Source organism: Lysinibacillus antri (genome assembly GCF_003977595.1).
Lineage (GTDB): Bacteria > Bacillota > Bacilli > Bacillales_A > Planococcaceae > Ureibacillus > Ureibacillus antri.
Map to the genome: position 1 here is coordinate 1 of NZ_RYYR01000015.1, position 25,205 is coordinate 25,205.

At 37.2% G+C, this 25,205-nt stretch carries 25 protein-coding genes and 1 rRNA gene; 8 read left to right on the forward strand and 18 right to left on the reverse strand.

Annotation, left to right across the window (positions count from 1 at the left end; genetic code table 11):
* Together EK386_RS11850 and EK386_RS11855 are read right to left on the reverse strand one after the other, a co-directional pair.
* Positions 1-171: ribosomal RNA gene (locus tag EK386_RS11850) — 16S ribosomal RNA — on the reverse strand; the annotation flags it as partial.
* Positions 172-587: 416 nt separating this feature from the next.
* Positions 588-1,490 carry a nucleotidyltransferase-like protein gene (locus tag EK386_RS11855; protein WP_126659386.1) on the reverse strand — a complete coding sequence of 301 codons (903 nt, stop codon included), beginning with the start codon at positions 1,488-1,490 and terminating at the stop codon, positions 588-590.
* A 378-nt stretch (positions 1,491-1,868) separates the two neighbouring features.
* Between EK386_RS11855 and EK386_RS11860 the strand changes: the two genes are divergently transcribed.
* A complete protein-coding gene (locus EK386_RS11860) occupies positions 1,869-2,222 on the forward strand; it encodes a YgzB family protein (RefSeq protein WP_126659387.1) in 354 nt (117 codons plus the stop codon).
* A 151-nt stretch (positions 2,223-2,373) separates the two neighbouring features.
* Here the strand turns inward: EK386_RS11860 and perR are convergent, their stop codons facing one another.
* The 3 genes from perR to bcp form a co-directional block, all read right to left on the reverse strand.
* Entirely contained in the window at positions 2,374-2,820 is a 447-nt protein-coding gene (gene perR, locus EK386_RS11865) for a peroxide-responsive transcriptional repressor PerR (protein WP_126659388.1), read from the reverse strand.
* A gap of 213 nt (positions 2,821-3,033) precedes the next feature.
* On the reverse strand, positions 3,034-3,981 hold the full coding sequence (locus EK386_RS11870; protein WP_126659389.1) for a D-2-hydroxyacid dehydrogenase: 948 nt from the start codon (positions 3,979-3,981) through the stop codon (positions 3,034-3,036).
* Complete coding sequence (gene bcp, locus EK386_RS11875; RefSeq protein ID WP_126659390.1) at positions 3,981-4,451, reverse strand: thioredoxin-dependent thiol peroxidase; 471 nt, start codon at positions 4,449-4,451, stop codon at positions 3,981-3,983. Before bcp ends, EK386_RS11870 begins: the two co-directional genes overlap by 1 nt.
* A 118-nt stretch (positions 4,452-4,569) precedes the next feature.
* On the opposite strand from bcp, the gene EK386_RS11880 reads away from it, so the two are divergent.
* Positions 4,570-5,859, forward strand: a complete 1,290-nt coding sequence (locus EK386_RS11880) for a glutamate-1-semialdehyde 2,1-aminomutase (protein ID WP_126659391.1) — start codon at positions 4,570-4,572, stop codon at positions 5,857-5,859.
* Between the two features lie 101 nt (positions 5,860-5,960).
* Positions 5,961-7,049, forward strand: coding sequence for an FUSC family protein (locus EK386_RS11885; protein WP_126659392.1), 1,089 nt, complete (start codon positions 5,961-5,963; stop codon positions 7,047-7,049).
* A gap of 52 nt (positions 7,050-7,101) precedes the next feature.
* Here the strand turns inward: EK386_RS11885 and EK386_RS11890 are convergent, their stop codons facing one another.
* Positions 7,102-7,710 carry a Crp/Fnr family transcriptional regulator gene (locus EK386_RS11890; RefSeq protein WP_158674419.1) on the reverse strand — a complete coding sequence of 203 codons (609 nt, stop codon included), beginning with the start codon at positions 7,708-7,710 and terminating at the stop codon, positions 7,102-7,104.
* 145 nt (positions 7,711-7,855) lie between these two features.
* Here EK386_RS11890 and EK386_RS11895 point away from each other — a divergent pair, with 145 nt between their 5' ends.
* From EK386_RS11895 to cysK, 4 genes are all read left to right on the forward strand, one after another.
* On the forward strand, positions 7,856-8,707 hold the full coding sequence (locus tag EK386_RS11895; RefSeq protein WP_179966030.1) for an ABC transporter ATP-binding protein: 852 nt from the start codon (positions 7,856-7,858) through the stop codon (positions 8,705-8,707).
* A complete protein-coding gene (locus tag EK386_RS11900; RefSeq protein ID WP_126659394.1) occupies positions 8,640-9,425 on the forward strand; it encodes an ABC transporter permease in 786 nt (261 codons plus the stop codon). Before EK386_RS11895 ends, EK386_RS11900 begins: the two co-directional genes overlap by 68 nt.
* Positions 9,426-9,436: 11 nt before the next feature.
* On the forward strand, positions 9,437-10,459 hold the full coding sequence (locus tag EK386_RS11905) for an aliphatic sulfonate ABC transporter substrate-binding protein (RefSeq protein ID WP_126659395.1): 1,023 nt from the start codon (positions 9,437-9,439) through the stop codon (positions 10,457-10,459).
* Positions 10,460-10,687: 228 nt separating this feature from the next.
* Positions 10,688-11,611: a cysteine synthase A gene (gene cysK, locus EK386_RS11910; RefSeq protein ID WP_126659396.1), complete on the forward strand. Its 924-nt coding sequence runs from the start codon at positions 10,688-10,690 to the stop codon at positions 11,609-11,611.
* A 44-nt stretch (positions 11,612-11,655) separates the two neighbouring features.
* Here cysK and nikC read toward each other — a convergent pair whose 3' ends face one another.
* The 9 genes from nikC to mutY form a co-directional block, all read right to left on the reverse strand.
* The gene (nikC, locus tag EK386_RS11915) at positions 11,656-12,525 is read right to left on the reverse strand and encodes a nickel transporter permease (protein WP_126659473.1); all 870 of its coding nucleotides are present in this window, start codon (positions 12,523-12,525) and stop codon (positions 11,656-11,658) included.
* Between the two features lie 33 nt (positions 12,526-12,558).
* Positions 12,559-13,563, reverse strand: coding sequence for an ABC transporter permease (locus tag EK386_RS11920; RefSeq protein ID WP_126659397.1), 1,005 nt, complete (start codon positions 13,561-13,563; stop codon positions 12,559-12,561).
* A 513-nt stretch (positions 13,564-14,076) separates the two neighbouring features.
* Complete coding sequence (locus EK386_RS11925; protein ID WP_126659398.1) at positions 14,077-15,705, reverse strand: ABC transporter substrate-binding protein; 1,629 nt, start codon at positions 15,703-15,705, stop codon at positions 14,077-14,079.
* Between the two features lie 27 nt (positions 15,706-15,732).
* Complete coding sequence (locus EK386_RS11930; protein ID WP_126659399.1) at positions 15,733-16,716, reverse strand: ABC transporter ATP-binding protein; 984 nt, start codon at positions 16,714-16,716, stop codon at positions 15,733-15,735.
* Complete coding sequence (locus EK386_RS11935; protein ID WP_126659400.1) at positions 16,688-17,710, reverse strand: ABC transporter ATP-binding protein; 1,023 nt, start codon at positions 17,708-17,710, stop codon at positions 16,688-16,690. The genes EK386_RS11930 and EK386_RS11935 overlap by 29 nt, the downstream gene beginning before the upstream one ends.
* A 295-nt stretch (positions 17,711-18,005) precedes the next feature.
* Entirely contained in the window at positions 18,006-19,751 is a 1,746-nt protein-coding gene (locus tag EK386_RS11940; RefSeq protein ID WP_126659401.1) for an ABC transporter ATP-binding protein, read from the reverse strand.
* Between the two features lie 325 nt (positions 19,752-20,076).
* Positions 20,077-20,631 carry a nucleoside tri-diphosphate phosphatase gene (gene ntdP / locus EK386_RS11945; RefSeq protein ID WP_126659402.1) on the reverse strand — a complete coding sequence of 185 codons (555 nt, stop codon included), beginning with the start codon at positions 20,629-20,631 and terminating at the stop codon, positions 20,077-20,079.
* A gap of 250 nt (positions 20,632-20,881) precedes the next feature.
* Entirely contained in the window at positions 20,882-21,079 is a 198-nt protein-coding gene (locus EK386_RS11950) for a hypothetical protein (RefSeq protein ID WP_126659403.1), read from the reverse strand.
* Between the two features lie 70 nt (positions 21,080-21,149).
* A complete protein-coding gene (gene mutY / locus EK386_RS11955) occupies positions 21,150-22,211 on the reverse strand; it encodes an A/G-specific adenine glycosylase (RefSeq protein WP_126659404.1) in 1,062 nt (353 codons plus the stop codon).
* Positions 22,212-22,347: 136 nt separating this feature from the next.
* On the opposite strand from mutY, the gene EK386_RS11960 reads away from it, so the two are divergent.
* Positions 22,348-23,334: a metal-dependent hydrolase gene (locus tag EK386_RS11960; RefSeq protein WP_126659405.1), complete on the forward strand. Its 987-nt coding sequence runs from the start codon at positions 22,348-22,350 to the stop codon at positions 23,332-23,334.
* A 337-nt stretch (positions 23,335-23,671) separates the two neighbouring features.
* Here EK386_RS11960 and EK386_RS11965 read toward each other — a convergent pair whose 3' ends face one another.
* The 3 genes from EK386_RS11965 to recX are packed head-to-tail and all read right to left on the reverse strand — an operon-like array spanning position 23,672 to position 25,083.
* A complete protein-coding gene (locus EK386_RS11965; RefSeq protein WP_126659406.1) occupies positions 23,672-23,950 on the reverse strand; it encodes a YfhJ family protein in 279 nt (92 codons plus the stop codon).
* Between the two features lies 1 nt (position 23,951).
* The gene (locus EK386_RS11970; RefSeq protein WP_126659407.1) at positions 23,952-24,281 is read right to left on the reverse strand and encodes a YfhH family protein; all 330 of its coding nucleotides are present in this window, start codon (positions 24,279-24,281) and stop codon (positions 23,952-23,954) included.
* Complete coding sequence (gene recX / locus EK386_RS11975) at positions 24,274-25,083, reverse strand: recombination regulator RecX (RefSeq protein WP_126659408.1); 810 nt, start codon at positions 25,081-25,083, stop codon at positions 24,274-24,276. The genes EK386_RS11970 and recX overlap by 8 nt, the downstream gene beginning before the upstream one ends.
* Positions 25,084-25,205: the final 122 nt, after the last annotated feature.

A 25,205-nucleotide genomic window follows, 5' to 3' on the forward strand; every position in this document is an offset into this window, starting at 1 on the left:
TATTAGCTCCGGTTTCCCGGAGTTATCCCCAACTATAGGGCAGGTTGCCCACGTGTTACTCACCCGTCCGCCGCTAACCTTTAGGAGCAAGCTCCCAAAGGTCCGCTCGACTTGCATGTATTAGGCACGCCGCCAGCGTTCGTCCTGAGCCAGGATCAAACTCTCCATAAAAGAGAAAATTTGATTAGCTCAAATTTCTTGCTGGCATCAATTATGATGTCCAAATTTTGTTTCTCAACTTAATGAGAAACTTTATTTCATTAACGTTTTGTTGTTCAGTTTTCAAGGTTCATTTCAGTCACTTCTCAAAAGTAACTTTCAAATCATAACATTTTCACGAGTCGTTGTCAACAACTTTTTTATCAGTTATTTTTCAGCGACTTCTCAATAATAACAACTTCCCATCTTCATGTCAACAACTTTCTTTGTAAAAGTTGTTAGTAGAAAACTACTTCGTTATGATCATCGCTCTTTTCTATCAGCGACGTTAACTATAATACATTAGAATTTATATTTAAGTCAACACTTTCTCACAAAAAAATTGGGGTGTGTATATAAACCACCCCAAAACTGCACTACGACAGTATTTATTGATTCGTTAAAACGTATTCATTTTCTACAAATTCTCTATCTACTTTGTAATATCTGTGATAAACCATTTCGCTTTTGGCAACAGTTGGATCTATTAAGATGTATCCTTTATCAATTAAATACTCCACAAATACTTCTAAGTCCTTTGAGTAATACTTTAATTCGCGATGGCTATGTAGCTCCTGAATTGTCCATGTTTCTTTCGACAACATCGTCTCTAATATATGCTGAGCTCCATCATGTGTTCTGGAATTGATTAAAAACTCAATTCCTAAAAATAATAACTCTAACCTTTTCTCTAGAGTCTCTGTGCTCATTACTAGTTCTTCATATAACTTGTAAATGGCTGGTTCGATTTTTTTTACTTGAGACCAAACCGTTACTTCTGGGTATAAGCCATTATCGATAACTGATAATCGCCCTAGATGATGAAGTGATTCGACTACATGATTGTATGAATCTAGAAAATTACCATGGTTGAAAAATTCTTTTCCTTCAAAATAACGGCGAATTAATTTGGAAAACTGAATACCAGATTTAATTTTCCGACCAAAGAATGGGAACTCTTGTAGCTTCAATCTAAGATTATGTAAATATTCATTTCGATCAAACATTACTTTTCCATGGAAGATCCAATCTACAACACGTCTGTTAGAACCAATATAAAGCCACTTATTTAAGATTGCTTCCGTTACAACGTGCATGGCCATTTTTTGTCCTTCATATAAATAATGCTTAGTAAAGATTGGGTTTACTGCGTCTTTTACAATTATTAATAGAACTGTATCAAATGTATCTGTAATACTTTTCGTCTCTTCACGCTTTGAAACAAGGATAACTCCTAATGTATCAGATTGACTTGCACGTTCTTGGTAAATCGGGCGTAAAATATGCTCCATATTACCCCTCCTAATTTACGATTCCGTTATTGGTTTCGACACAATTCGTTAGATTCCTTCTCAAACAGCTTGAGAAAAAAATTAAATTTGATCAAATAACAAAGTAATGACATATTTTTTCGCACGATGATCATAGAAAGAAATTTTCCAAAGCCGCGGATTGAAGATAGGACATATTTATATTTAAGTGCCTTTCTACAATTTCAATCAAAACTGCACTTAATTTTAAATAAGCCGTATAGCGAAGTTCGTCATTTTCAATTTTCTTTACTTCTTTACACACATGATTTATAGAAGAAATGTAAATTTGATATTTTTCATCTCCGCAAACTAAAACGTTCTATGATATAGTAGAGTCTAGATTGGGAGGCATAGAACATGGCAAAAAAGAAATACTCAAATAAAATAAATAAAATTCGCTCATTTGCACTTTCACTTATCTTTATTGGATTCGTTATTATGTATGGGGCAATTTTCTTCCGCGAGAATCAAATATTAGTATTAATCTTTATGACAGTTGGTTTACTTTGTATTGTCGGAAGTACAGTCGTTTATGGATGGATTGGGTTGCTTTCCACTCGCGCTGTTCAGGTAGTGTGTCCAAATTGTAGTAGACATACAAAGGTTCTTGGTCGTGTAGATATGTGTATGTATTGTAATGAACCGTTAACCCTAGACCCGACTTTAGAAGGTAAAGAGTTTAATGAAGCATACAATAATCGAGAAAAATAAAGTTTCCCGCTATCCAGGGGAACCTCAATATAAGTTGGCTCAAATTTTTTTGAGTCAACTTTTTTAATGGTGTAGTAGAATCAAATACAAAAGAATGGTTTTTCATGGACTACAAAAAAACCTAGTAACATTTAAGCTACTAGGTTACACATTATAAAACTTGTTTATTCTCGTTTTCTAGACAGTCTTGGCATGTACCATATACTTCAAGGCGATGTGAGTGTACTTTGAAGCCTGTTACATGTGATGCAAATTGCTCCACTTCATTTAAACCTGGATAATGGAAATCAACAATCTTCCCACAGCTTTGACAAATCATATGGTAGTGATCATTTGTTACAAAATCAAATCGACTTGCTGCATCTCCGTAAGTAAGTTCTTTAACTAGGCCAGCTTCACGAAAAACTCGTAAATTATTGTATACCGTAGCTACACTCATATTCGGGAACTTGCCCTCTAATGATTTGTATATTTCATCTGCAGTTGGATGTGTCATTGATTCAATTAAATATTCCAAAATAGCATGACGCTGCGGAGTAATTCTTACGCCTGTTGTCTTTAACGTGTCGAGCGCATCCTTTAAATGCAGTTCAGACATCGCCATGCACCTCTTTTCATAAAGATTCTTAATTTATAATAGTTATAAATAGTGTAACGAATATATTTGTCCTAGTCAACATTTCCTTACTTCACATTGTTACTTTACGTTCATTTTCAATAAATATTCATAAAAAATCATTATTTATGACAAAAAAATATAAAGATAATAGGCAATCCAACATATTGCGTTTTCCTATCTACTAATTTATTCTCAGTAACCGCGCAACATGTCAACCTTATTTTCAAAATCTGTCTCACCATTTAACCATTTTTTTAAGCTCGGTTTAAAAATTTCTAAACTTCTTTCTAAATAACGAGAAGAGTGGCTTGAACAATGGGGGGATATTGTAATATTATCCAATTCCCAAAGCTGATTGTCTGACGGTAATGGTTCTTCCTCACAAACATCAAGCACGGCATGAGAAATTTGTCGCTCTTTTAAGGCACGATAAATGACATCTGTTTCCACTAAGTCGCCTCTACCAAAATTCATAAAGATCGCACTTTCACGCATCAACTGGAAATGCTCATATTGTAACAAATATTTCGTCTCATCTGTGCTTGGTAAGATGGAGATAATTATATCTGCTTTTGGAAGTTGTTTTGTCAGATCATGAATTCGATACGTTTCGTTCATAAAAGGCGCTTCATTTCCGCTACGGTTACATCCGATTGTATAAACGTCAAAGGCTTGTAGAATTCTTCCTATTTCAGCCCCAATTGCACCAGGACCAATAATGAGCGCCGTACTACCATTTAACTCTGTTGGACTCCCCCCGCGTTTATTCCAAATTTTATTCCGTTGATTGTTATAGATATAAGGTAAATCACGTTTTATAGCTAGAATATGTGCAAGGATCGATTCTGCCATAGGTTTTTTATGTATCCCGCGCACATTGGAAACAAGAATATTTCGTTTTGCTATTGTCTCTTTTGGCATTAGCTCAATACCAGCTGATGCTACAAAAATCCATTTTAAGTTACGAGCACATGCGATATGTTCATCCTCTAAATCTTCCCCATATGTAACGAGTACATCAGCTTGGGCTAATAGTTCTTCGTCGATCCCATCATGAAAGGAAAAATCCACATTTGGAAATTGCTCAATTAAATCTTGTTGTAAATCAGGTCTTGAATCAAAAGTAAAATACACTTGCATTACGCGTTCTGCCCTTCCTGTAAATAAATTAACACTTCTTCGATATGGTTTTTCACTTTCACCTTTCGCCATTCTTTTTCTACGATGCCTTCTTCATTAATAAGAAAAGTCGTACGTTCAATCCCCATATACTCTCTTCCATACATTTTCTTTAAAACCCACACACCGTACTTTTCGCATACTTCATGATCTTCATCAACTAGTAAAGAGAATGGTAATCCATATTTTTCGATAAATTTTGTATGTTTGGAAGCATCATCTCCACTTACTCCTAGAATCACCGCATTTAAATCCGTAAATGTTTCATAGTGATCGCGGAAATCACAGGCTTCTGTTGTGCAGCCAGGTGTCATATCTTTTGGATAGAAATATAGAACAACCTTCTTCCCACGAAAATCACTTAAAGTAACCTTTTCCTCTTTTTCATTTAATAACGTAAAATTCGGAGCCTCTGTATTTACCAATGTCATATAAATTCCTCCTTTTTCATAATCGTACCGAACAACTCGGACAGTTTCAAATTCTTTGGCGTTCATCCAGATTTAGGTCTACAATAAGAGATGAATATAGTTAGGAGGCATTTTCAAAATGAAGCATGCAAAATCACAAGAAGTCTATAATGAAGCACTTGAACATATTGTTGGTGGGGTGAATAGTCCATCACGTTCTTATAAAGCAGTGGGTGGTGGTGCTCCTGTCGTCATGGCGAAAGGAAAAGGACCATATTTTTGGGATGTAGACGGCAATCGCTATATTGACTATTTAGCAGCATATGGTCCGATTATTACCGGTTTTGGCCATCCACATATCGCACAGGCAATATCTCATGCAGCAGAAACAGGTGTATTGTTTGGTACACCAACTGAGCATGAAGTAAAGTTTGCCAAAATGTTAAAAGAGGCTATTCCTTCATTAGATAAAGTCCGTTTTACGAACTCTGGTACTGAAGCGGTAATGACGACTGTACGTGTAGCGCGTGCTTACACAGGTCGCACAAAAATTATTAAATTTGCAGGCTGTTACCACGGACACTTTGACCAAGTGTTAGTTGCGGCCGGGTCTGGTCCAGCTACTCTAGGTTCACCTGACTCAGCAGGGGTACCTGTCGCAGTAGCTACAGAAGTCATTACAGTTCCATTTAATAATAAAGAACAGTTCCAATTGGCAATTGATAAATGGGGAGACGAAATTGCCGCTATTTTAATCGAACCAATCGTTGGGAATTTCGGAATTGTTGAGCCAAAGCCAGGATTCCTAGAGTATGTACATGCTGTAGCGAAAGAAAAAGGGGCACTGACAATCCATGATGAGGTAATCACGGCATTCCGCTTCCATTATGGAGCAGCGCAAGATTTACTTAGTTTAACTCCTGACTTAACGGCGATGGGTAAAATTATCGGTGGGGGTCTTCCAATTGGGGCTTATGGTGGACGTAAAGAAATTATGGAAACAGTTGCTCCACTTGGCCCTGCCTATCAAGCTGGAACAATGGCTGGTAATCCTGCTTCCATGTTAGCAGGAATTGCCTGTCTTGAAGTGTTAAAACAGCCTGGTGTTTACGAGGAAATGGATCGTTTAGGGGCTATTTTAGAAAAAGGTATCCTAGAAGCTGCCGAAAAACACGGGGTAACGATTACAGTCAATCGTTTAAAAGGGGCTTTAACAGTTTACTTTACAGACGAAAAGGTAGAAAACTATGAGCAAGCTGAAAATTCAGATGGTGAAACGTTTGGCCGCTTCTTTAAATTAATGTTAGAAAAAGGCGTAAACTTAGCTCCGTCTAAATATGAGGCATGGTTCTTAACGACGGAGCATAAAGAAGAAGATATTATCGAAACAATCGCAGCAGTTGATTATGCCTTTTCACAGCTAAAATAAAACAAATTCTGAGCATTAAGTGGACTTGACTGACATAAAAAAGTTAGGTAAAGTAATGTAATTTCTAATAATGATTGAAGAAAGAGAGGGCGAACTTATACATGCAATTAGGTGCCCGCGTTTTAAAAACAGGGGTTGCAATTGTCTTCGCACTTTTTCTTGCGGAATTGCTCGCCTTACCTTCCCCAGTATTTGCTGGAATTGCCGCGATCTTTGCAATTCAACCATCTATTTATAGATCCTACTTATCTATAGTAGAACAAATACAGGGAAATTTTATCGGTGCAACAGTTGCCGTCATTTTTGGTTTATTGTTTGGTCATCATATTGTCGCGATTGGTATTGCTGCGATTATCGTGATTGGCTTAATGCGAAAGTTCAAATTGGATAGTTCGATGTCTCTTGCACTTGTTACGGTGGTAGCCATTATGGTCTATGAAGGCAATGACTTTCTAGAGTTCGGGGTTGTACGCTTTGTAACGGTTATGGTCGGTGTATTTGCAGCGTTTGTTGTAAATTTAGTGTTCATTCCACCAAAATATGAAATCAAATTATTTAAGATGATCGACTCTCTTCAGGATGACATCATTCGTTGGACACGACTCGCAGCAAGACAAGCATCCGAACATACGTCAACGAAAATAGCGTTATCAAAATTTCAAAGCCGTCTTACCGAAGTCGGGAATTTGTATGACTTCTATAAAGAAGAACGACATTATACGAAGAAAAAACGCTATATTCAGGCGAGAAAGCTCGTGATTTATCGTCAAATGATTACGACGACAAAGAAAAGCTTGGAGTTACTTCACCGTTTGCATAAACATGAAAATGAAATTGCTAATTTACCTGCCCATTTTCGATCGATGGTTCAGGAGCGTCTTGATTTTCTCCTTACGTTCCATGAACAATTGTTATTAAAATTTACTGGGAAACTTAAACCAGAGCATTCAAAATGGGTAATGGAAGAAGAAAACAAGCATGCAGATGTGATGGATCAGTTAATTCAACAAATTGCCTATGAACAAGATCGAGAAGGCGAAGAGGAATTTTCGAGTTATCACTTGTTCTACATTTTCTCTAGACTTCTTGATTATGAGGAAAACTTAGAGCATTTGGATACACTGATCGTTTCCTACCGTAGCTATCACGGAAATGAAAAAAACCCCGATCTTGAAGAAGGGTTCTACTAACGAAAAGCAGACGTCCCAAAATGATTTTTCGGACGTCTTTTTTTTATGTATGTTAAATTGGGTGATCGATATTAATTAATTGAATACTTCCCCGTTCATATTCGATAATGCCTTCCTTTTTCCATTTGTTTAAATACATTGTAATTTTTTGACGACTACAGCCAAGCATAAAGGATATTTCCTCATGGGTTAATGGAATATCCACCGTTAAAGTCCCATTCACTTCTTTTGCCAGCTTTTTTAATAACCATCGCAGCCGTTCTTCAACCGTCATTTTCGAATGAACATAAATTAATTCATGCGCTTCGGATAATTGCTTTATTAGAGTAAAAACTAAACTTTGTTCCAGTATTGAATGTTCCTGTCGGTGTTGTAAAAACAACTCAGCTGGAATTGCAATTAATGACGTATCTGTTAATGCAACAGCGTATCGAGTGTGTTCGACTTCCCCATTCAATCGATCAATAAATCCAAACAGTTGTCCTGGATGAAGAAGGGCAATTGTCACTGAATGACCATCTTTTGCATCATCTGCTAACTTTACTAACCCTTCCTTTATATAGTAAACATTTTTCACTTCTTCGCCAGCTTGATAAATTCTTTGTCCTTTTGTAAAAGAAACCTTTTTTCCATATTGCTCAATTGACGATACACGTTCCATCAACATCCCCCTTATTATTCTATTATACAAAAATATTCGAAAATTGTAACAAAGGTGACAGAAAGTACTTTTCATAACGACTATTATAGTTATAACCTAAAACATAGTAAATTAATAAGTTTTATAAGAAAGAAGGGAGTTCATTTTGTCAGCTGATCATATTACTCTAAAAAATGTACATAAGAAGTTTGACAGTAAAGAGCATAGTTCAACTATTGCGTTAGATGATGTTTCATTAACGATTAAAAAAGGTGAATTCGTTTCTTTATTAGGACCTTCAGGATGTGGGAAGTCTACACTTTTAAATATAATTGCAGGACTTGAAAAAGAATCTTCTGGATCACTACTAGTGAACGACAAAGAAATTAAAGGACCCGGAAATGATCGCATTGTCGTATTTCAGGAATCCGGCTTATTTCCTTGGATGACGGTCCTTGAAAATGTAATGTATGGACTGCTTATAAAAAAGGTACCAAAAGAAGAAGCCGAAAAACAAGCAATGACTTGGTTACAAAAAGTGCATCTTGGAAAATTTGCTCATTCGATGCCACACGAATTATCTGGTGGTATGAAACAACGTGTTGCGATTGCGCGTGCACTTGTAATGGATCCGGAAATTCTTTTAATGGATGAACCGTTTGCCGCACTTGATGAGCAAACACGAATGGTATTACATAAAGAACTTGAAAAGCTTTGGCGTGAAACAGGGAAAACAATTATTTTTGTTACGCACAACATTCGTGAAGCTGTCGTATTATCAGACCGTATTGTATTAATGAAGACTCGACCTGGTGGAATTAAAAATATCTTCCCTGTGCAAGCATCGCGACCTCGTAATTCGTCCGATAGCATTTTAATACATTTAGAGAATCGTATATTAACAGAGCTTGAACAAGAAATGGAAAAAGTGCTGAAGGAGGAACTAGGTAGTGACTACGCTCTTGAGAAGGATCGCCTTCGTGACGATCCTAATAATAATTTGGGAAGCGATATCTAAATTCGAAGTTTTCCCAGCTTTCATGTGGCCACCATTCATCATTCCGAATGACCCAGGTGGCGTTACCGTAATTAAAACATTAATAAACGGACTAATTAGTGGCCAATTATTAGAAGCGACTGGTTCATCTGTCGTTCGATTATTAATAGGTTTTGTAATTGCAGTCATTATTGGACTTGTACTTGGATTCTTAATCTATAAATACAAAATTATTGATGATACACTTGGCTTTTTCGTAACTACTTTACAAGCAATCCCAAATATCGTTTGGATGCCACTTGCAATTCTTTGGTTTGGTCTTGGGGTTGGCTCAGTAATCTTTATCGTAATTTTAGGAGCCGCTTTATCCATTACGATTACATCTAGTACCGCTTTTAAAAGTGTCTCTCCCCTACTCATTCGTGTAGCAAAAACAATGGGCTCATCTGGGTTCCATCTTTTCCGTACTGTTATTTTCAAGGCAACAGTACCTCAACTGATAGCGGGACTTCGTTTAGCATGGGCTCTTGCATGGCGCGCAGTACTTGCAGGGGAATTACTAGGTGGAAGCGGCGGACTTGGAACACTTCTTGATTTAGGTCGTTCCATCCAAGCTATGGATTTAATCTTTAGTATTATGATCATTATTGGAGTAATTGGCTCCTTTATCGATAACTTTATTTTTGTACGTTTAGAACGTTACGTGTTTAGAAAATATGGCATACAAACAACACATTAGGAGATGAAAAAATGAAAAAGAATAAGTTTTTATTAGTAGCACTATTAACCCTTGTGATCGGAGTACTTGCGGCATGTGGGAATAGCGAAAAAGAGTCTGAATCGAGTGCTGAAAAAGATTCGGCGACAGAAGTACGTATTGGTTACTTCCCAAATATGACGCATATCGCTTCAATCGTTGCACTTGAAAAAGGTTTCTATCAAGAACAATTAGGTGAAGGCATCACAATTGAAACAAAGACATTTAGTGATGGTTCTGCATTTATGGAAGCTATGTCAACAAATGCAATTGACTTAGGTACAGTTGGTCCTACACCGGCTTTAAATACATTTGTTAAAAATCCACAGCACGAAATTATCGCTGGTGCTGTTAATGGTGGTGCTGTTCTTGTTGTAGGTGCTGATTCAGGTATTAATAGCGTTAAAGATTTAGCTGGTAAAACAGTGGCAGTTCCAACATTCGGTAGTACACAAGATGTTGGCTTAATGAAATCTCTACAAGATGCTGGTTTAAAAGTAAAATCTAGTGGTGGCGATGTTAACACAATTAAACAAGCTCCTGCTGACACAGCTGCTTTAATGTTAAAAGGTGAGATTGATGCTGCCGCAACTCAAGAGCCTTGGGGAGTAAACATCGAAACAAATGCCAATGCAAAATTATTATTAGATCAAAATGAATTTGCTTGGGGTAGTGAATCTACAAATACAGTTGTAACTGCTAGAAAAGAATTTACATCAAACAATCCAGAATTAACGAAGAAAGCATTAAAAGCTCATAAACAAGCTATTGATTTTATTAATGAAAATCCAGAAGAAGCAATCCAACTATTCCTTGACCACGTAAAAGGAATTACAGGTAAAGAGCTTTCAAAAGAAGAAGTAACAAAAGCGTTTGAGCGCTTAACTCCAACAACGGATATAAATGAAGATGTTTTAAAAGAAATGGCTACAATTTCTAAAGAAGCTGGTTATATTACTTCAGATAACATTGATGGATTAGTGAATCTTTCTTATTTAGAAGCTGCTTCAAAATAAGAATCAATTATCTTGGATTAATTGATAGAAGTTTTTTATACTAATAAAGGGGATGTCCAGAAAGCACTACTCTTTCTGGACATCTATGCTTCTAATGATAAAATATCGCTAAAAAGCTTTGCTCCTGTGGTAGTAACAATAAATTGTCACTATCCTCGTCGCAAAGGAGACGTCCCAAAATAACTTTTCGGACGTCTCCTTTTCTAAATTTTTAAAGAAGGTGTCTACATGAAACTGCATAATTCAATTTTAGAATTAGTTGGAAATACTCCAATTTGTAAGTTAAATTCACTGCCTGCTAAAGATGGTGCAGAAGTTTTTATTAAACTCGAATCTTTTAATCCTGGGGGGAGCGTTAAAGACCGCGCTGCACTGAACATGATTGAACAAGCTGAAAAAGAAGGCAAATTAATTCCTGGAGTAAGCACAGTAATCGAACCAACTTCAGGAAACACAGGGATTGGGTTAGCCATGGTTTGCGCTGTAAAAGGATATCCTTGCATCATTACAATGCCTGATAACGCAACAAAAGAACGCGTCCAAATTATGAAAGCTTATGGCGCAGAAGTTCACCTAACACCTGCTACATTACGTATGCAAGGTTCTATTGATGAAGCAGTGCGGATTGCAGCGGATATTCCAAATAGTTTTATTCCTTTACAGTTTGATAATCCAGCAAATGCCGATGCACATCGAAAAACAACGGCTATTGAAATTTTAAATGCGTTTGATCATCAACTGGATGTATTAGTTTTAACAGCTGGAACTGGTGGTACGGTAACTGGAACAGGTGAAGAATTAAAGAAAGCTTTACCGAATTTAAAAATTTATGTTGTGGAACCTGCTGGATCTCCTGTATTAGCAGGTGGAAATCCAGGACCACATAAAATCCCAGGTACAGGACCAGGGTTTATTCCAAAAATCTTAAATCGTGATGTTTTTGATGAAATTCTTCATATTCAAGATGAAGATGCGGAAACGACAGCAAGACAACTTGCCGCGCAAGAAGGGATATTAGTTGGTGCATCGGGTGCGGCCTCTGCATACTTTGCTATTCAATTAGCAAAGGAACTTCCTCCTACAGCCCGCGTGCTAAGCTTAGCACCGGATACAGGTGAACGTTATTTATCTTCAGATTTATTTCCATATTAAAAATTTAAAGGGTAAGCCATTAAATCAGGCTCACCCTTTTTCTTTTAATTTTTCATCTTTGGATCCAATGCATCACGTAACCCATCCCCCATTAAATTAAAACCAAGTACAGTTAACATAATCGCTATACCTGGGAATAAAATTGTCCACGGTGCCGTCATGATATGAATTCGCGCATCCGATAGCATTTTGCCCCATTCCGGTTGTGGCGCTGTTGCCCCTAGTCCTAGAAAACTTAAAGCGGCTGCTTCAATAATTGCTGTAGCGATTGCTAGCGTCCCTTGTACAATAACTGGAGAAAGAGAATTCGGTAAAACATGCCTGAATAAAATACGGGCATCTTTCATACCAATCGCCCTAGCAGCCACAATATATTCTTCTTCCTTTACGCTTAATACTTTCGAACGTATTAGCCTGCCAAAGTTCGGGATATTGATGATAGCAATTGCGATTAACGCATTTTGCAATGATGGTCCTAAAATGGATACAATGGCAATAGCCAATAAAATACTCGGAAACGCCAACATAATATCAAATATGCGTGAAATAATTGTATCAATCCATCGTCCATAATACCCCGCTATCATACCGAGGAAACTCCCTACTACAGCAGACAAAATAACCGATAAAAATCCTACTGCTAAAGAAATTCTAGCACCATGAACAATTCGCGAAAAAATATCTCGACCAAAATCATCTGTGCCAAACCAATATTCACTAGAAGGAGGCAATAGGCGAACGCTTAAGTTTTGATCGTTAATTCCTTGAGGTACAAATAAAGGACCAAATACAGCTAAAAAGACAAAAAATAGAACAATCGCTGCTCCTACTAGTGCCGCTTTGCTTTTTTTAAAGCTACGCCACGCCTCTTTCCATGGCCCAACTGCTTTAACTTCCTTTGCTGTCATTTCCATTGAATTTGAGACCAATTCTATTTCCTCCCCCTTCTAGTTATATTTAATCCGTTTATCAATGACTGTGTATAAAATGTCCACTATGAGATTAATCATGACGAACAAAAATGCCACGATTAAAATACCGGATTGAATTACCGTGTAATCACGATACCCTATTGCTTCGTAAATGTAGCGTCCAATTCCTGGCCAACTAAAAATTGTTTCCGTTAAAATGGCGCCCCCTAATAATAAGCCCGTTTGCAAACCGATAATCGTTAAAATAGGAATTAATGCATTTTTTAAAGCATGCTTATAAATAACAACAATCATTTTTTGACCTTTTGCACGAGCAGTTCGAATAAAATCAGAACGCATTACTTCGAGCATAGAAGAACGAGTCATCCTTGCAATAATGGCCATCGGAATCGTAGCAAGTGCGGCTCCAGGCAGAATCAAATGTTTAATTGTAACTAAAAACTGATCAAATCGACCATGAATGAGTGTATCAATTAGATAAAAATGGGTTATAGCAGCGACAGGATCCCTCACTTCTTCTCGCCCTGAGGTAGGGAACCATCCTAAATTAATACTGAACGCCCATTGTTCCATTAACCCTAACCAAAATACTGGCATCGATACACCAATTAAAGCCACAACCATCGCAATATAATCAAACCAAGAGTTTTGGAACCAAGCCGAGATAATTCCTGCGTTCATACCGATAATGACAGCAAGGAGCATGGCAAAAAACGCTAACTCGATTGTTGCAGCTAAATACGGCCAAACTTCTGTAGTAATTGGTTGTCTCGTGCGAAGCGATTCACCTAAATCCCCTGTCAACAAACCTTTTAAGTAATCGAAATACTGGATATACCACGGGTTATCTAGTCCAAGTTTTGTGCGCAATGCTGCAGTTGCTTCAGCCGTCGCTTGCTGTCCTAATATTACTTGAGCAGGGTCTCCAGGGATTGCACGGATAATTAAAAAGACGATAAACGTCATCCCTAATAACACAGGTATTAAATGAAGAACTCGTTTGCCTATGTAGTGGAGCATATCTTCACCTCTTTCGTTAGAATAGCTAGATTTTTGTTTGAAACTCTGGGTTAAAGCCACGCTTGGTGCTATGAAGACCACTTTGATCAGTTTTTCACGTGGTTCGGGCTTTCATTGGCGTTATGAACACCCTTTCGATCCGATTTCCATGCGATTTGGGCTTTCATCGGCTTTATGAACACCTCTTTGACCGGATTTCCATGCGGTTCGGGCTTTCATCGGCGCTATGAACACCCCTTTGACCGGATTTCCATGCGGTTCGGGCTTTCATCGGCGCTATGAACACCACTTCGACCGGATTTCCACGCAGTTTTGTCTTTCATCGGCGCTATGAACACCACTTCGACTGGATTTCCACGCAGTTTTGTCCTTCATCGGCGCTATGAACACCACTTCGACTGGATTTCCACGCAGTTTTGTCTTTCATCGATACTCTCGATACTACCTAAGTTGCATTTAATGGGGATTAATAAAGGAGAGGCACATAACCTCCCCCTCATTTAAACTGTTTAATTATTGCATTGATACATTCACTAAGCTTTCAGAACCTGTTGGATGTGGTAAATAATCTGTTACCCCTTTTTTCGCTGCAAGTAATGGGATTGAATGCGCTAATGGTACCCATGGAGCGTCCTCATGAATAATTACTTGAGCATCTTTGTATAATTGATTTCGTTTCTCTTCATCCACTTCTGATTGAGCTGCAATTAATAATTCATGGGCAGCGTCACTTGAGTAATATGAGTAGTTGTTACTTCCGATATTGTCTTTATCTAGTAATGTGTAGATGAAGTTATCGGCATCTCCGTTATCACCAGTCCAGCCTAATAAGAAGGCATCTGCTTCCCCATTTTTCGCTTTTTCTAAATACGTTGCCCACTCGAATGTAACAATTTTAGATGGGATACCAACGTCTGCTAGATTTTTCTGAATTGCTTCAGCTACTTTTTGACCATCTGGCATATATGGACGTGGAACAGGCATTGCCCAAAGCTCGATTTCAGCACCATCATAACCCGCTTCAGCTAATAATTCTTTCGCTTTTTCAGGGTTGTACTCGTACCCAGCGATTTCATCATTGTATCCACTAATTGATGGAGGCATTGGGTTTACAGCCACTTCTGCACGCCCCTCAAAGAAGGCATCCACAATTGCTTGTTTATCAATTGCATAGTTTACAGCTTGACGAACTAATTTGTTGTCAAATGGCTTACGTGTTGATGTTAAACCTAAATAACCAACATTCATTGATGGACGTTCAATTAATTGTAATTCTGCATTTCCTTCGATTGATGTAGCATCTGAAGGATTGATACCTTCTGCTAAATCGATTTCACCCGTCATTAATGCATTTAAACGAGTAGAGTTATCAGGAATTGCGCGGAAAATAATTGTGTCTAGTTTTGGAAGACCTGCTTGCCAGTAGTTTTCATTTTTCTTAACTGTGATTGAATCGTTACGTTTCCATTCAACAAATACGAATGGACCTGTACCAACTGGGTTGTCACCAAATTTATCTCCCGCTGCTTCAAATGCTGTTGGTGAGGCAATACCAAATGGGCTCATCGCAATATTTTTTAAGAATGGTGCTTGTGGACGAGTTAATTCAAATACAACTGTTTTTTCATCCACAGCCGTAACTGTTTTAATGATATCTTGGCCTTCTGCTTTAAACATAGAGTTGAAATAATAGAACTGTTCTTCTGTTCCCGCTTTCCAACGATCCACATTTTTCACAACCGCTTCTGCATTAAAGTCCGTTCCATCATGGAATTTCACACCTTCTTGCAGGTGGAATGTATATGTTAAGCCATCTTCACTAACTTCCCATTCCTTTGCTAAACCTGGATTGATTGTTGTATCTTGTTCACCAAAATTCAGTAATGTTTCAAAGATGTTTTCCGTTACTTTAAACGATTCACCATCTGTAACGATTGCTGGGTCAAGAGAAACGGAATCTCCACCACGCCCAAATACTAAAACTTGAGGAACTGCTTCTTTTGTTGCTGTTTCTGTAGCTGGTTCGTCTGTTTTTTCTGTCGTTTCAGAACCCTCTTCATCTCCACCACTACATGCAGCTAATACAACCGATAGCATGAGTAGTAAAAACAACCCTAGTGACCATAACTTATTTTTCTTCATCCATTACCCTCCCAAATTTCGAATGATCTATGTCATTGTCGTTGTCTCATTCATTAAATGACACGCAACAGAATGACCTGGTTTAACAGTTACTAAATTGGGTACTTCCATTTTGCAAATTTCCGTTGCATAAGGGCATCGCAAATGGAATGTACATCCAGCTTCAGGGGTTGATGTGGCAATATCACCTGAAATAATTAATTGTTCTCTTTCAAATGTTGGATCGGGAATCGGTACAGCAGATAGTAGCGCTTGTGTATAGGGATGCAGTGGCTCTTTGTAAAGCAATTCACTATTTGCTATTTCTACTAATCTACCTAAATACATCACACCAACTCGATCACTAATATGTCGCACAACTCCTAAGTCATGGGCAATAAAAATGTAGGTTAGCTTTAAATCTTCTTGTAATCTTTGCATTAAGTTCAAAACTTGTGCTTGTATGGAAACATCCAAAGCCGATACAGGTTCATCTGCAATAATGAGCTTTGGATTGGTCATTAACGCACGAGCAATACCGATTCTTTGGCGCTGTCCTCCACTAAATTGGTGTGGGTACCGCCCCGCATGATAAGCACTTAACCCGACAATCTCTAAATACTCTTCTATTCTCTCTTTCCGTTCCTTGGCAGTACCAATTCCATGTACAATCAATGGTTCCTCTAAAATTTTTCTAACGGTATGCCTTGGATTTAATGAAGCATACGGATCTTGAAAAACCATTTGGATATCTCTTCTTGTTTTTCGCAATTCGGTTTTAGATAGCGTAGAAAGCTCCACTCCATTAAATTGAATTGTTCCATCTGTAGGTTCCAGTAATCGCATAATCATTCGACCAGTTGTGGATTTACCACATCCCGATTCGCCTACGATTCCGAGTGTCTCTCCCTCATATACTTCAAAGGAAACATCATCTACCGCTTTCACATAACTGATATTTCTTTTTAATGACCCTGTTTTTTTAGGAAAATGCTTTTTTAAATTATCGACTTTCAAGAGCACGTTCGACATGTTCAATTCCTCCCGTCTCTTGCAAGAAACATCTTGCTCGATGGTGTGCTGTGTCGCTTACTTCATAAAGTGGTGGGTTTTCTGTTACGCATCGATCTTGTGCAAATTCACAACGTGGTGCAAAACGACACCCTACTTTAATCGAACCAGGTTTTGGAACACTTCCTGGAATGGAATATAAATTTTCCTTTTTAAAACGCATATCAGGAACGGATTGTATTAATCCCTTTGTGTATGGATGCTGAGGGTTTTTAAATATTGTAGTTACAGGAGCTTCTTCAACAATTTGACCTGAGTACATAACGATTACCCGTTCACAGGTCTCCGCAACAACGCCTAAGTCATGAGTAATGAGTAAAACAGCCGTTCTAAATTTTGTATTCAACTCTTTCATTAGTTTTAATATTTGAGCTTGAATCGTAACATCCAAGGCTGTAGTCGGTTCGTCAGCAATTAATAGTTTAGGATTACAAAGTAGTGCCATCGCGATCATGACACGCTGCCTCATACCACCTGATAATTGATGGGGGTAATCTTTCATTAATGCTTCGGCTCTAGGTAATCCAACCAACCGCATCATTTCAACCGCACGAGCTTCTGCTTGCTTTTTTTTCCACCCCTTATTATGTATTAGGATCGCTTCAATAAGCTGATTACCAATCGTGTATAGGGGGTTCAATGAGGTCATTGGTTCCTGAAAGATCATGGCAACATCTCTTCCACGAATTTTACGCATTTGCTTCTCTGATAATTTCGTTAAATCTGTTCCATCTAGAATGATTTCACCCGATGTAATCTTTCCAGGAGGGGATGGTACTAGCCCCATGATTGATAAAGAAGTGACACTTTTCCCGCAGCCAGATTCTCCAACAATCCCTAATATTTCGCCTTCTTTAATGTTAAAATTAATCCGGTCAACAGCTGGTATATTGCCATCCTCTGTAAAAAAGGTTGTTTCTAAATCTGTAACCTCTAGCAAAGTTTTCTGATCCATCTTACCCCTCCCCAAACTTCAATATATTAAAAACTCAAAATATACTGAAAATTTACGTTATATTTACATTAATCTATTATTATTATGCTAAGATAACCTCACTTTGCTCAACAAAATCCGTTCGACAAAATTGTTTACCTTCAATGGTTCAACGCGTTAAATCGCTAACAAACAAAATATTAAATACTGGCAAATGTCGTTGGTACTAAAGGCTTAATTTGTAGTATTTTATTAAAAATAAAAAAGTTCAATGTATCAAAAATTGACACATTGAACTTTTTCTTGTCGAACGTTTTTAATCTAATTTTTGTATCTGGAATAAATCAAAGTAGACACCTTGCTTCGCCATTAATGCTTCATGGGTACCTTCTTCTACGAGTTCTCCATGATCAATTACGAAGATTTTATCTGCATGGGTAATTGTGGACAATCTGTGGGCAATGATAATCGTTGTTCTGTCGCTCGCTAATCGATCGAGTGAATCTTGAATTAGAGCTTCACTTTCTAAATCGAGTGCCGAAGTTGCTTCATCAAGCACTAGGATTGGTGGATTTTTTAGAAATACTCGGGCGATTGCAACACGTTGCTTTTGTCCTCCCGATAATTTTACTCCGCGCTCCCCAACCTTTGTATCATAGCCCTCTGGTAATGACATGATAAAGTCATGCGCATTGGCTGCTTTTGCTGCTGCAATCACTTCCTCATCGGTCGCATCTGGTTTCCCCATTAAGATGTTTTGTTTTACAGAATCGCTAAATAAAATATTGTCTTGTAATACAATTCCGATTTGAGAACGCAACGAATTGATTGTTGTATCTGTTACATTCATCCCGTCGATTTTAACCGCCCCATTTGTTACATCATAAAAACGAGGAATGAGACTAACAATAGTAGATTTACCTCCACCACTCATACCGACAAACGCGGCAGTTTCTCCAGGATGGATATTGAAGTTAATATTTTTTAATATCATTTGTCCATCTTTTTCATATTGAAAATCTACATTTTCGAATTCTACTCGACCTTCAACAGCAGGTAATAGTTTTGCATTTGATTTGTCTTGAACGTCGTATTGCTCGTCCATCAATTCAAACATTCGATCCATCGAAGCAATCGATTGTGTTAGTGTAGTAGATGAATTTACTAAACGACGTAAAGGACTATATAATCGTTCAATGTACGCAATAAATGCAGCCATTGTTCCAACAGATAGTTGATCATTAATTACTTGATACCCTGCAAAACCAATCACAAGTAATGGTGCAATATCTGTAATGGTATTTACAACCGCAAAGGATTTAGCATTCCATTTCGTATGGTCCAGCGCTTTTTCTAAAAATTCCCCATTTTCACGATCGAAAATAGTTTGTTCATGCTTTTCTAATGTAAAACTTTTAATGATACTGATTCCACTTACTCTTTCATGTAAATAGCTTTGAACATGAGCTAAAGCTTGTGAACGTTTTCGAGTTAAATCACGAAGTTTGCCAAAGAAGAACTTCACACTAATTGCGAAAAATGGTAATGAAATAATTGCGACTAATGTGAGTTTCACGTCCATTGCTAGCATGATTCCAATGGCAATGATAATTGTCGCCACATCTAACCACAAATTCATTAAGCCAATCATAATGAAGTTTTTCGTCTGTTCAACATCATTGATGACACGAGAGATAACTTCCCCCGCTCGTGTATTAGCGTAATATTTCAAGCTTAACTTTTGTAAATGGCCAAACAATTCTTGCCGAATATCAAATAACACTTTATTTCCGACATGCTGCGCAAAGTATTGACGGTAATATTCAATAGGCGGGCGGATTACGAAAAATAAAAGGACTGTTCCACCAAGCCAATAAAATAATTGTCTCGTTTTTTCACTATCTGATAAGTTTGGTGCTCCAATAATATCATCAATGACGATTTTGATTAAGAGTGGAATAAATAGCGGAATTGCAAATTTTAAAATACCAATAATAATAGTTCCTATGATTTCCCACTTATATGGTTTTACAAATCTCATATAACGTTTAATGCTACTCAATTTTCCCATTCACTTCCTTACTTGTTACATTAGTATGTATGAATATATCAATTACGCCTTGGCGTAATTGCGTCTGGATTTTGAATTGTGCTTGCACAATTAACTCCTTACAAAATCCATGACATCCGCCTGGGGCTTTATCTTCATTCAGCTAATATCATTTACTGAATTAATTACTACTTCACATTCATCCCTGCTTATAGAAGTGGGAGTCTTCTGCTGAATGAAGATAAAAGGTGCCCAATTATGGACACCTGAATAACACTATACGCTAATTTCTTTAAATGTACATAAAAATAAGCCTACTGAGAAAGCGACAGTAGACTTATCCTTGTTTTTCATTTGATTGCATTTCTTTATTGAAAGAATAACGATTTGTCCATACTTCAATAAAATCAGGCGCAAATGGTCCTCTTTTTTGTTTAATCCAACTGATCAATTTAGTAACATTACGCTTTAAAATTTTGTCGATTACTTCAGGATAGCCCATTTCTTTTTTATGTTGTTCGTATTCATCTTCATCTAATACTGTATAGGTCATATCGGGAAATACTTTAATATCTAAATCGTAGTCAATATATTTAATAGCATTATTGTCAAATACAAATGGAGAACTCATATTACAGTAATAGTAAACTCCATCTTCACGCAACATACAAATGATGTTAAACCAATGTTCTGCATGGAAATAACAGATTGAAGGCTCTCTCGTTAACCAAGTACGACCATCTGATTCAGTAACCAGCGTCCGCTCGTTTGCACCAATAAATATGTTCTTCGTTCCTTTTAAAACCATCGTTTCTTGCCAGACACGGTGGATGCGACCATTATGTTTATAACTATGTATTTGTATCGTTTCTCCTTCTATTGGTATTGCCATAGTATTGCCCACCTTTTCGTCTATGCTAAAACCCTTAGCAGTCTATTACATCTATTATAACAATGGTTTACAAAAACTTGTAGCAAGAAGAACATATTTTTCACAAAACTGGAAAGAAAAGCGGAGGTGGCTTGCTAAATTCTGATAACAACTAGTGCCTTTTGATAATTGAGACCTTTATATAAAAATTTAAGGTATAGACAAAAATGTCTATACCTGTAAAAGTGAATTCACTTTCTGAAACAAAAAATTAAATATCGTTATTGTTGTTATTGCGGTTGTTGTTATTATTACGTTGATTGTTTTGTTGGTTTTGCTTTTGGTTTTGTTGACGTACTTGTTGGAAGTCTTGGTCAACTGCGAATTCCTCGTTGTTGTTATTGTTGTTATTATTATTGTTGTTGCGGAATTCATTGTTGTTGTTATTGTTGTTATTTCTTCTCGCCATCTCAAATCACCTCCGTGCTAAATATGATGGACGGATGTGTTCGAGTTTATTCGACAAGTTTCTAAATATATTAATTCAGAACTTTCAAAATTTTCTGCATTGGTACAGGTAATGGCAATTGTGCAATCTGCTCTAAAGTAAAAAAGTTTGTGTTTTCAGGTAAATTAGCTGTTTGCTCAACCTTCACTAAAGTACAGTCCATCTCCCATACTAAGTGAGAAAAAATGTGTTTGAATGTTAGAAGATTTTCGTTTAAACAACTCTCAATCTTCACATTATACAGTGATTGAAATTTCTTACGTGTTTCAGAAGTGTTCTCTTTTTCTATTTCAATCATCGGAAATTGCCACATATCTGCAAGCAACCCTTCACTCGATCGTCTTTCTAACAAGTAACGACCACTTGCATCCTTCGCAACATAAACATGGAATTGAATCTTTTTCGTTTTCGTCTTTTTCGTTTTAATTGGCAATTGATCAGCATCCCCTTCATGGAAGGCCGTGCAATATTCGCGAACTGGGCATAATAAACATTTCGGGGAGGTCGGAGTACAGATCATCGCACCAAGATCCATTAAGGCTTGATTAAAATCTCCTGGTTGGTTTGGATGAATTAACATATCAACCGCTTCCTCAAAAGTCTTTCTTGTTTTTGGAAGTGCTATATCTTCCTTAATATGTAAAACGCGACTTAATACGCGCATCACATTTCCATCGACGGCATGTTCTGGTTTGTTATAGGCAATACTTAAAATGGCTCCCGCTGTATATGGACCCACCCCTTTTAACTTGGAAATGTCGTGTCGGTTATTCGGTACTTGTGAATCGTACTTTTCTACAACTTCCTTAACGCCTGATTGTAAGTTTCGTGCCCTTGAGTAGTAGCCTAGCCCTTCCCACATTTTTAATAATTCTTCTTGTGGTGCATAGGCAAGCGACTGCATTGTTGGATATTTTTCTAAAAAACGATTGTAGTATGGGATGACGGTATCAACACGAGTTTGTTGGAGCATCACTTCAGAAACCCAGATTTTATATGGGTCACTTGTTCTTCTCCAAGGTAAATCTCTTTTTTCTTGATTAAACCAATCGACTAAATTTTGTCTAAATTGTTCTGTATGTTGATATTTCACAATAACCTCCAGATAATTGGATTTTAATTTTAGCAAAAAGGGTATAATATAGGCATAAGGATAGAAAATGAAAATTTAACCAAAAACTAGTAATTATTGGTGCACAAACGCTCCGATACTTAGGGAGTTGATACTTTTGGATTCAGGTACACATTTAGTGATGGGAGTTGCTTTAGGCGGATTAGCATTGGCAGACCCTGTCGTTGCAAACCATTCGATGACATTTGGTGCAGTCATGGCAGGAACAATTTTAGGTTCACAAGCACCAGACGTGGATACAGTATTGAAACTTAGAAACAACGCCGTTTATATTAGACATCACCGAGGTATTACCCATTCGATTCCAGCAGTACTATTGTGGCCAATTGGCATTACGGCTATTTTATCGCTTATTTTTCAAGAAGCGAATATTTTGCATTTATGGCTTTGGACATTCCTTGCTGTATTTTTGCACGTTTTTGTTGATATTTTCAATGCATATGGTACTCAAGCTCTCAGACCATTTTCCAGGAAATGGGTAGCGCTTGGTGTCATCAATACATTCGATCCCATTATTTTCGGGATACATTGCATCGGCATACTACTTTGGGCTTTTGATTTTGAACCAGTACGAACTTTTACAATTATGTACCTCATCATTATTGCCTATTATGTCATCCGGTTTGCAGTGCAAGGAGCTGTTAAAAAAGCTGTGCACAATACGATTCAAGATGAAGATTATGTTATCGTTGCCCCTACCATGAGGTTTTTCAACTGGCGTATTGCCGCTAAGTCAAAAACTCATTATTATGTAGGAAGTGCATACGGAAGAACGATTAATATTTATGATAAATTTGAGATTCATCCGATACCGAAAACAGCTATTGTTGACAAGGCATTAGAAGATCCAAACCTATCTGCCTTTGTTTCGTTTTCACCGATTTATCGATGGGAAATTTCAGAATTGGACAACGGGTTAACAGAGGTACGGTTGATTGATTTACGCTACCGAAGTAATGATCGTTATCCATTCGTAGCCGTTGCACATATTGATGATGATTTAAATATCATTAACTCGTATACTGGCTGGATATTTAGTGAGGATAAACTTCAACGAAAGCTACAGATTGGTGCGAGTGAATAACTGAAGGTACGCTACACATACTTCTCGGAACTAGAAGAGGCTGTCTAATTAATTGGCGAACTGCTCCCAATTAATTAGACAGATAAGATAATAAAATTTTACTTTTATTATTTCTATTAGTAATTCAAAAAAATATTACTTAGTGAGCGGACTAAGCACACAAGCCGCAAAGCCACGTTGTACGTGTCTTTACGACTTGTCTTAGTGCTTTGTGTAAGGTCCGCTCACACAGGATATCCCCAACTTCACTTTCATAATTTAGTGCGCGGCTTACAGTGGTAGGCCGCGTTTTCTAACTTTAGTTGACTCCCTAAACGTTACGTAAGCCTCTTTTTATTTATTGAAGTGTAGTATCCTCATCCGCATCTAACAAATGAGCATATTTTGGATTGCGTCCTGCAAATTCATGGATTTTATCACCGTAACTTGTGATCCATTGTCTAATGATCTTTTCCGTATATTCTGCCCCACGATAGTCATATCCCGCTTTTGCGTATGTGGACTCAAAATCTGACCATAAAAGCTCAATCCAGGTTTGGGCTTTATTAACGGATAGGTGTGGATTTTTGTCTACTAGCTCTTGTGTAAGGCTTTTAATAATTTCATGTGCATCCATACTATTTACCCTCTTTCATTGGTGAAAGGATTGAGATTGGTAACGCTTCTTCAAAACGCTCGCCACCTAAACGATAGCCCCAAGCAAAACGGCCCTTTAGATATTCCACTTTGAAAAATTCACCAGGTGCGCCATTAATTCGATACATTTCCCCTGCAATAATTGTTTCAGGATCAATCAAATACGCCTCAGCCATTAATGCTTTTCTTTCATACACTGCATATTCATTTACAATACCAAGTTGTTCCGCTTTTCTTGCTTTCTCTCTTAAAGTACGAATTTCGTTTATTAATTCTTGCTCTGTCATTTGTGCATAAGCTTTGTCATTCATTGTCTTCTATCTCCTTTTGTTCGATAAAACGTTCAATTACTTCTATTGGAAAACCTTTTTGATATAGGGCTTGTTTTATTTTCATTCTTAAATCGTTACCAGAAAATTTAGAAGCATACTTTCTCCATATTTTCTCACCTTGTAATTCAATCATTTCTTGCCAATCATCATCTTCTCGCTCTAACTGCATTTGGTCAAGTATTTCGTTTAATACTGTAAAGGAATACCCTTTTCTCGTCAAAACATCCTGTATTTTTTGTTTTATTTGAACAGGCGTTTTTTTACTATGGGCACGAACCGTTTTTTCTGCTAGCTCCATTGCAAGTTTCAATTGATCATCATATGTAAAGGTCTCAAGTACTTTTTGTTGCGTGTCTTTATCAATACCTTTTTTAATTAAATCTTGCTTAATCGCTCGTGGCCCTTTTTTAGCCGTTTTCTTTTTTGTTTCAAGTAATGCCTTTGAATAGGTTTCATCATTTAAAAACCCTAATTTTTCGAGTTTTCGAATAGCCTCTAAAATAACGGCTTCTCCAAAACCAGCGTCTAGAAGCTTTTTCTTTACTTCATATTCACTCCGCATTTGAAAGCTTAAAAATTGAAGAGATCGATTAAAGGCTTTTGATATTTCATCTTCATAATTTATTTCATCAATATCAAAGGGTTCGAGTATTTTTCCTTTTGTTAAGCCAAACTTAATTAAAGTTGATTCATCTACAGCAAAAGAATATTTTTCATCTAAATAAATATTATAGCGTTCTGGATTGTTTTTTTGACGGGTTATTTTTGTGATAACTTGCATACAAACACTCCTTCTATGCCTAGTATACATGTTTTTTCATTTTTCGCGAAACGCGTAATTCGTAAAATTAAATCGCATAATGCAAACTTTTTCGCACACGCTATGAAAAGAAACTGAGACTA

What these genes read in the sequence shown, in the direction of transcription:
- recX (WP_126659408.1), bottom strand. Translation starts at nt 25,083, where the DNA reads ATGCAAGTTATCACAAAAATAACCCGTCAAAAAAACAATCCAGAACGC.
- EK386_RS11950 (WP_126659403.1), bottom strand. Translation starts at nt 21,079, where the DNA reads ATGGCGAGAAGAAATAACAACAATAACAACAACAATGAATTCCGCAAC.
- EK386_RS11935 (WP_126659400.1), bottom strand. Translation starts at nt 17,710, where the DNA reads ATGGATCAGAAAACTTTGCTAGAGGTTACAGATTTAGAAACAACCTTT.
- nikC (WP_126659473.1), bottom strand. Translation starts at nt 12,525, where the DNA reads ATGGAAATGACAGCAAAGGAAGTTAAAGCAGTTGGGCCATGGAAAGAG.
- EK386_RS11880 (WP_126659391.1), top strand. Translation starts at nt 4,570, where the DNA reads ATGAAGCATGCAAAATCACAAGAAGTCTATAATGAAGCACTTGAACAT.
- ntdP (WP_126659402.1), bottom strand. Translation starts at nt 20,631, where the DNA reads ATGGCAATACCAATAGAAGGAGAAACGATACAAATACATAGTTATAAA.
- EK386_RS11855 (WP_126659386.1), bottom strand. Translation starts at nt 1,490, where the DNA reads ATGGAGCATATTTTACGCCCGATTTACCAAGAACGTGCAAGTCAATCT.
- EK386_RS11930 (WP_126659399.1), bottom strand. Translation starts at nt 16,716, where the DNA reads ATGTCGAACGTGCTCTTGAAAGTCGATAATTTAAAAAAGCATTTTCCT.
- EK386_RS11905 (WP_126659395.1), top strand. Translation starts at nt 9,437, where the DNA reads ATGAAAAAGAATAAGTTTTTATTAGTAGCACTATTAACCCTTGTGATC.
- EK386_RS11970 (WP_126659407.1), bottom strand. Translation starts at nt 24,281, where the DNA reads ATGAATGACAAAGCTTATGCACAAATGACAGAGCAAGAATTAATAAAC.
- EK386_RS11890 (WP_158674419.1), bottom strand. Translation starts at nt 7,710, where the DNA reads ATGGAACGTGTATCGTCAATTGAGCAATATGGAAAAAAGGTTTCTTTT.
- cysK (WP_126659396.1), top strand. Translation starts at nt 10,688, where the DNA reads ATGAAACTGCATAATTCAATTTTAGAATTAGTTGGAAATACTCCAATT.
- EK386_RS11965 (WP_126659406.1), bottom strand. Translation starts at nt 23,950, where the DNA reads ATGGATGCACATGAAATTATTAAAAGCCTTACACAAGAGCTAGTAGAC.
- EK386_RS11870 (WP_126659389.1), bottom strand. Translation starts at nt 3,981, where the DNA reads ATGCAAGTGTATTTTACTTTTGATTCAAGACCTGATTTACAACAAGAT.
- EK386_RS11885 (WP_126659392.1), top strand. Translation starts at nt 5,961, where the DNA reads ATGCAATTAGGTGCCCGCGTTTTAAAAACAGGGGTTGCAATTGTCTTC.
- bcp (WP_126659390.1), bottom strand. Translation starts at nt 4,451, where the DNA reads ATGACATTGGTAAATACAGAGGCTCCGAATTTTACGTTATTAAATGAA.
- EK386_RS11925 (WP_126659398.1), bottom strand. Translation starts at nt 15,705, where the DNA reads ATGAAGAAAAATAAGTTATGGTCACTAGGGTTGTTTTTACTACTCATG.
- EK386_RS11920 (WP_126659397.1), bottom strand. Translation starts at nt 13,563, where the DNA reads ATGCTCCACTACATAGGCAAACGAGTTCTTCATTTAATACCTGTGTTA.
- perR (WP_126659388.1), bottom strand. Translation starts at nt 2,820, where the DNA reads ATGTCTGAACTGCATTTAAAGGATGCGCTCGACACGTTAAAGACAACA.
- EK386_RS11860 (WP_126659387.1), top strand. Translation starts at nt 1,869, where the DNA reads ATGGCAAAAAAGAAATACTCAAATAAAATAAATAAAATTCGCTCATTT.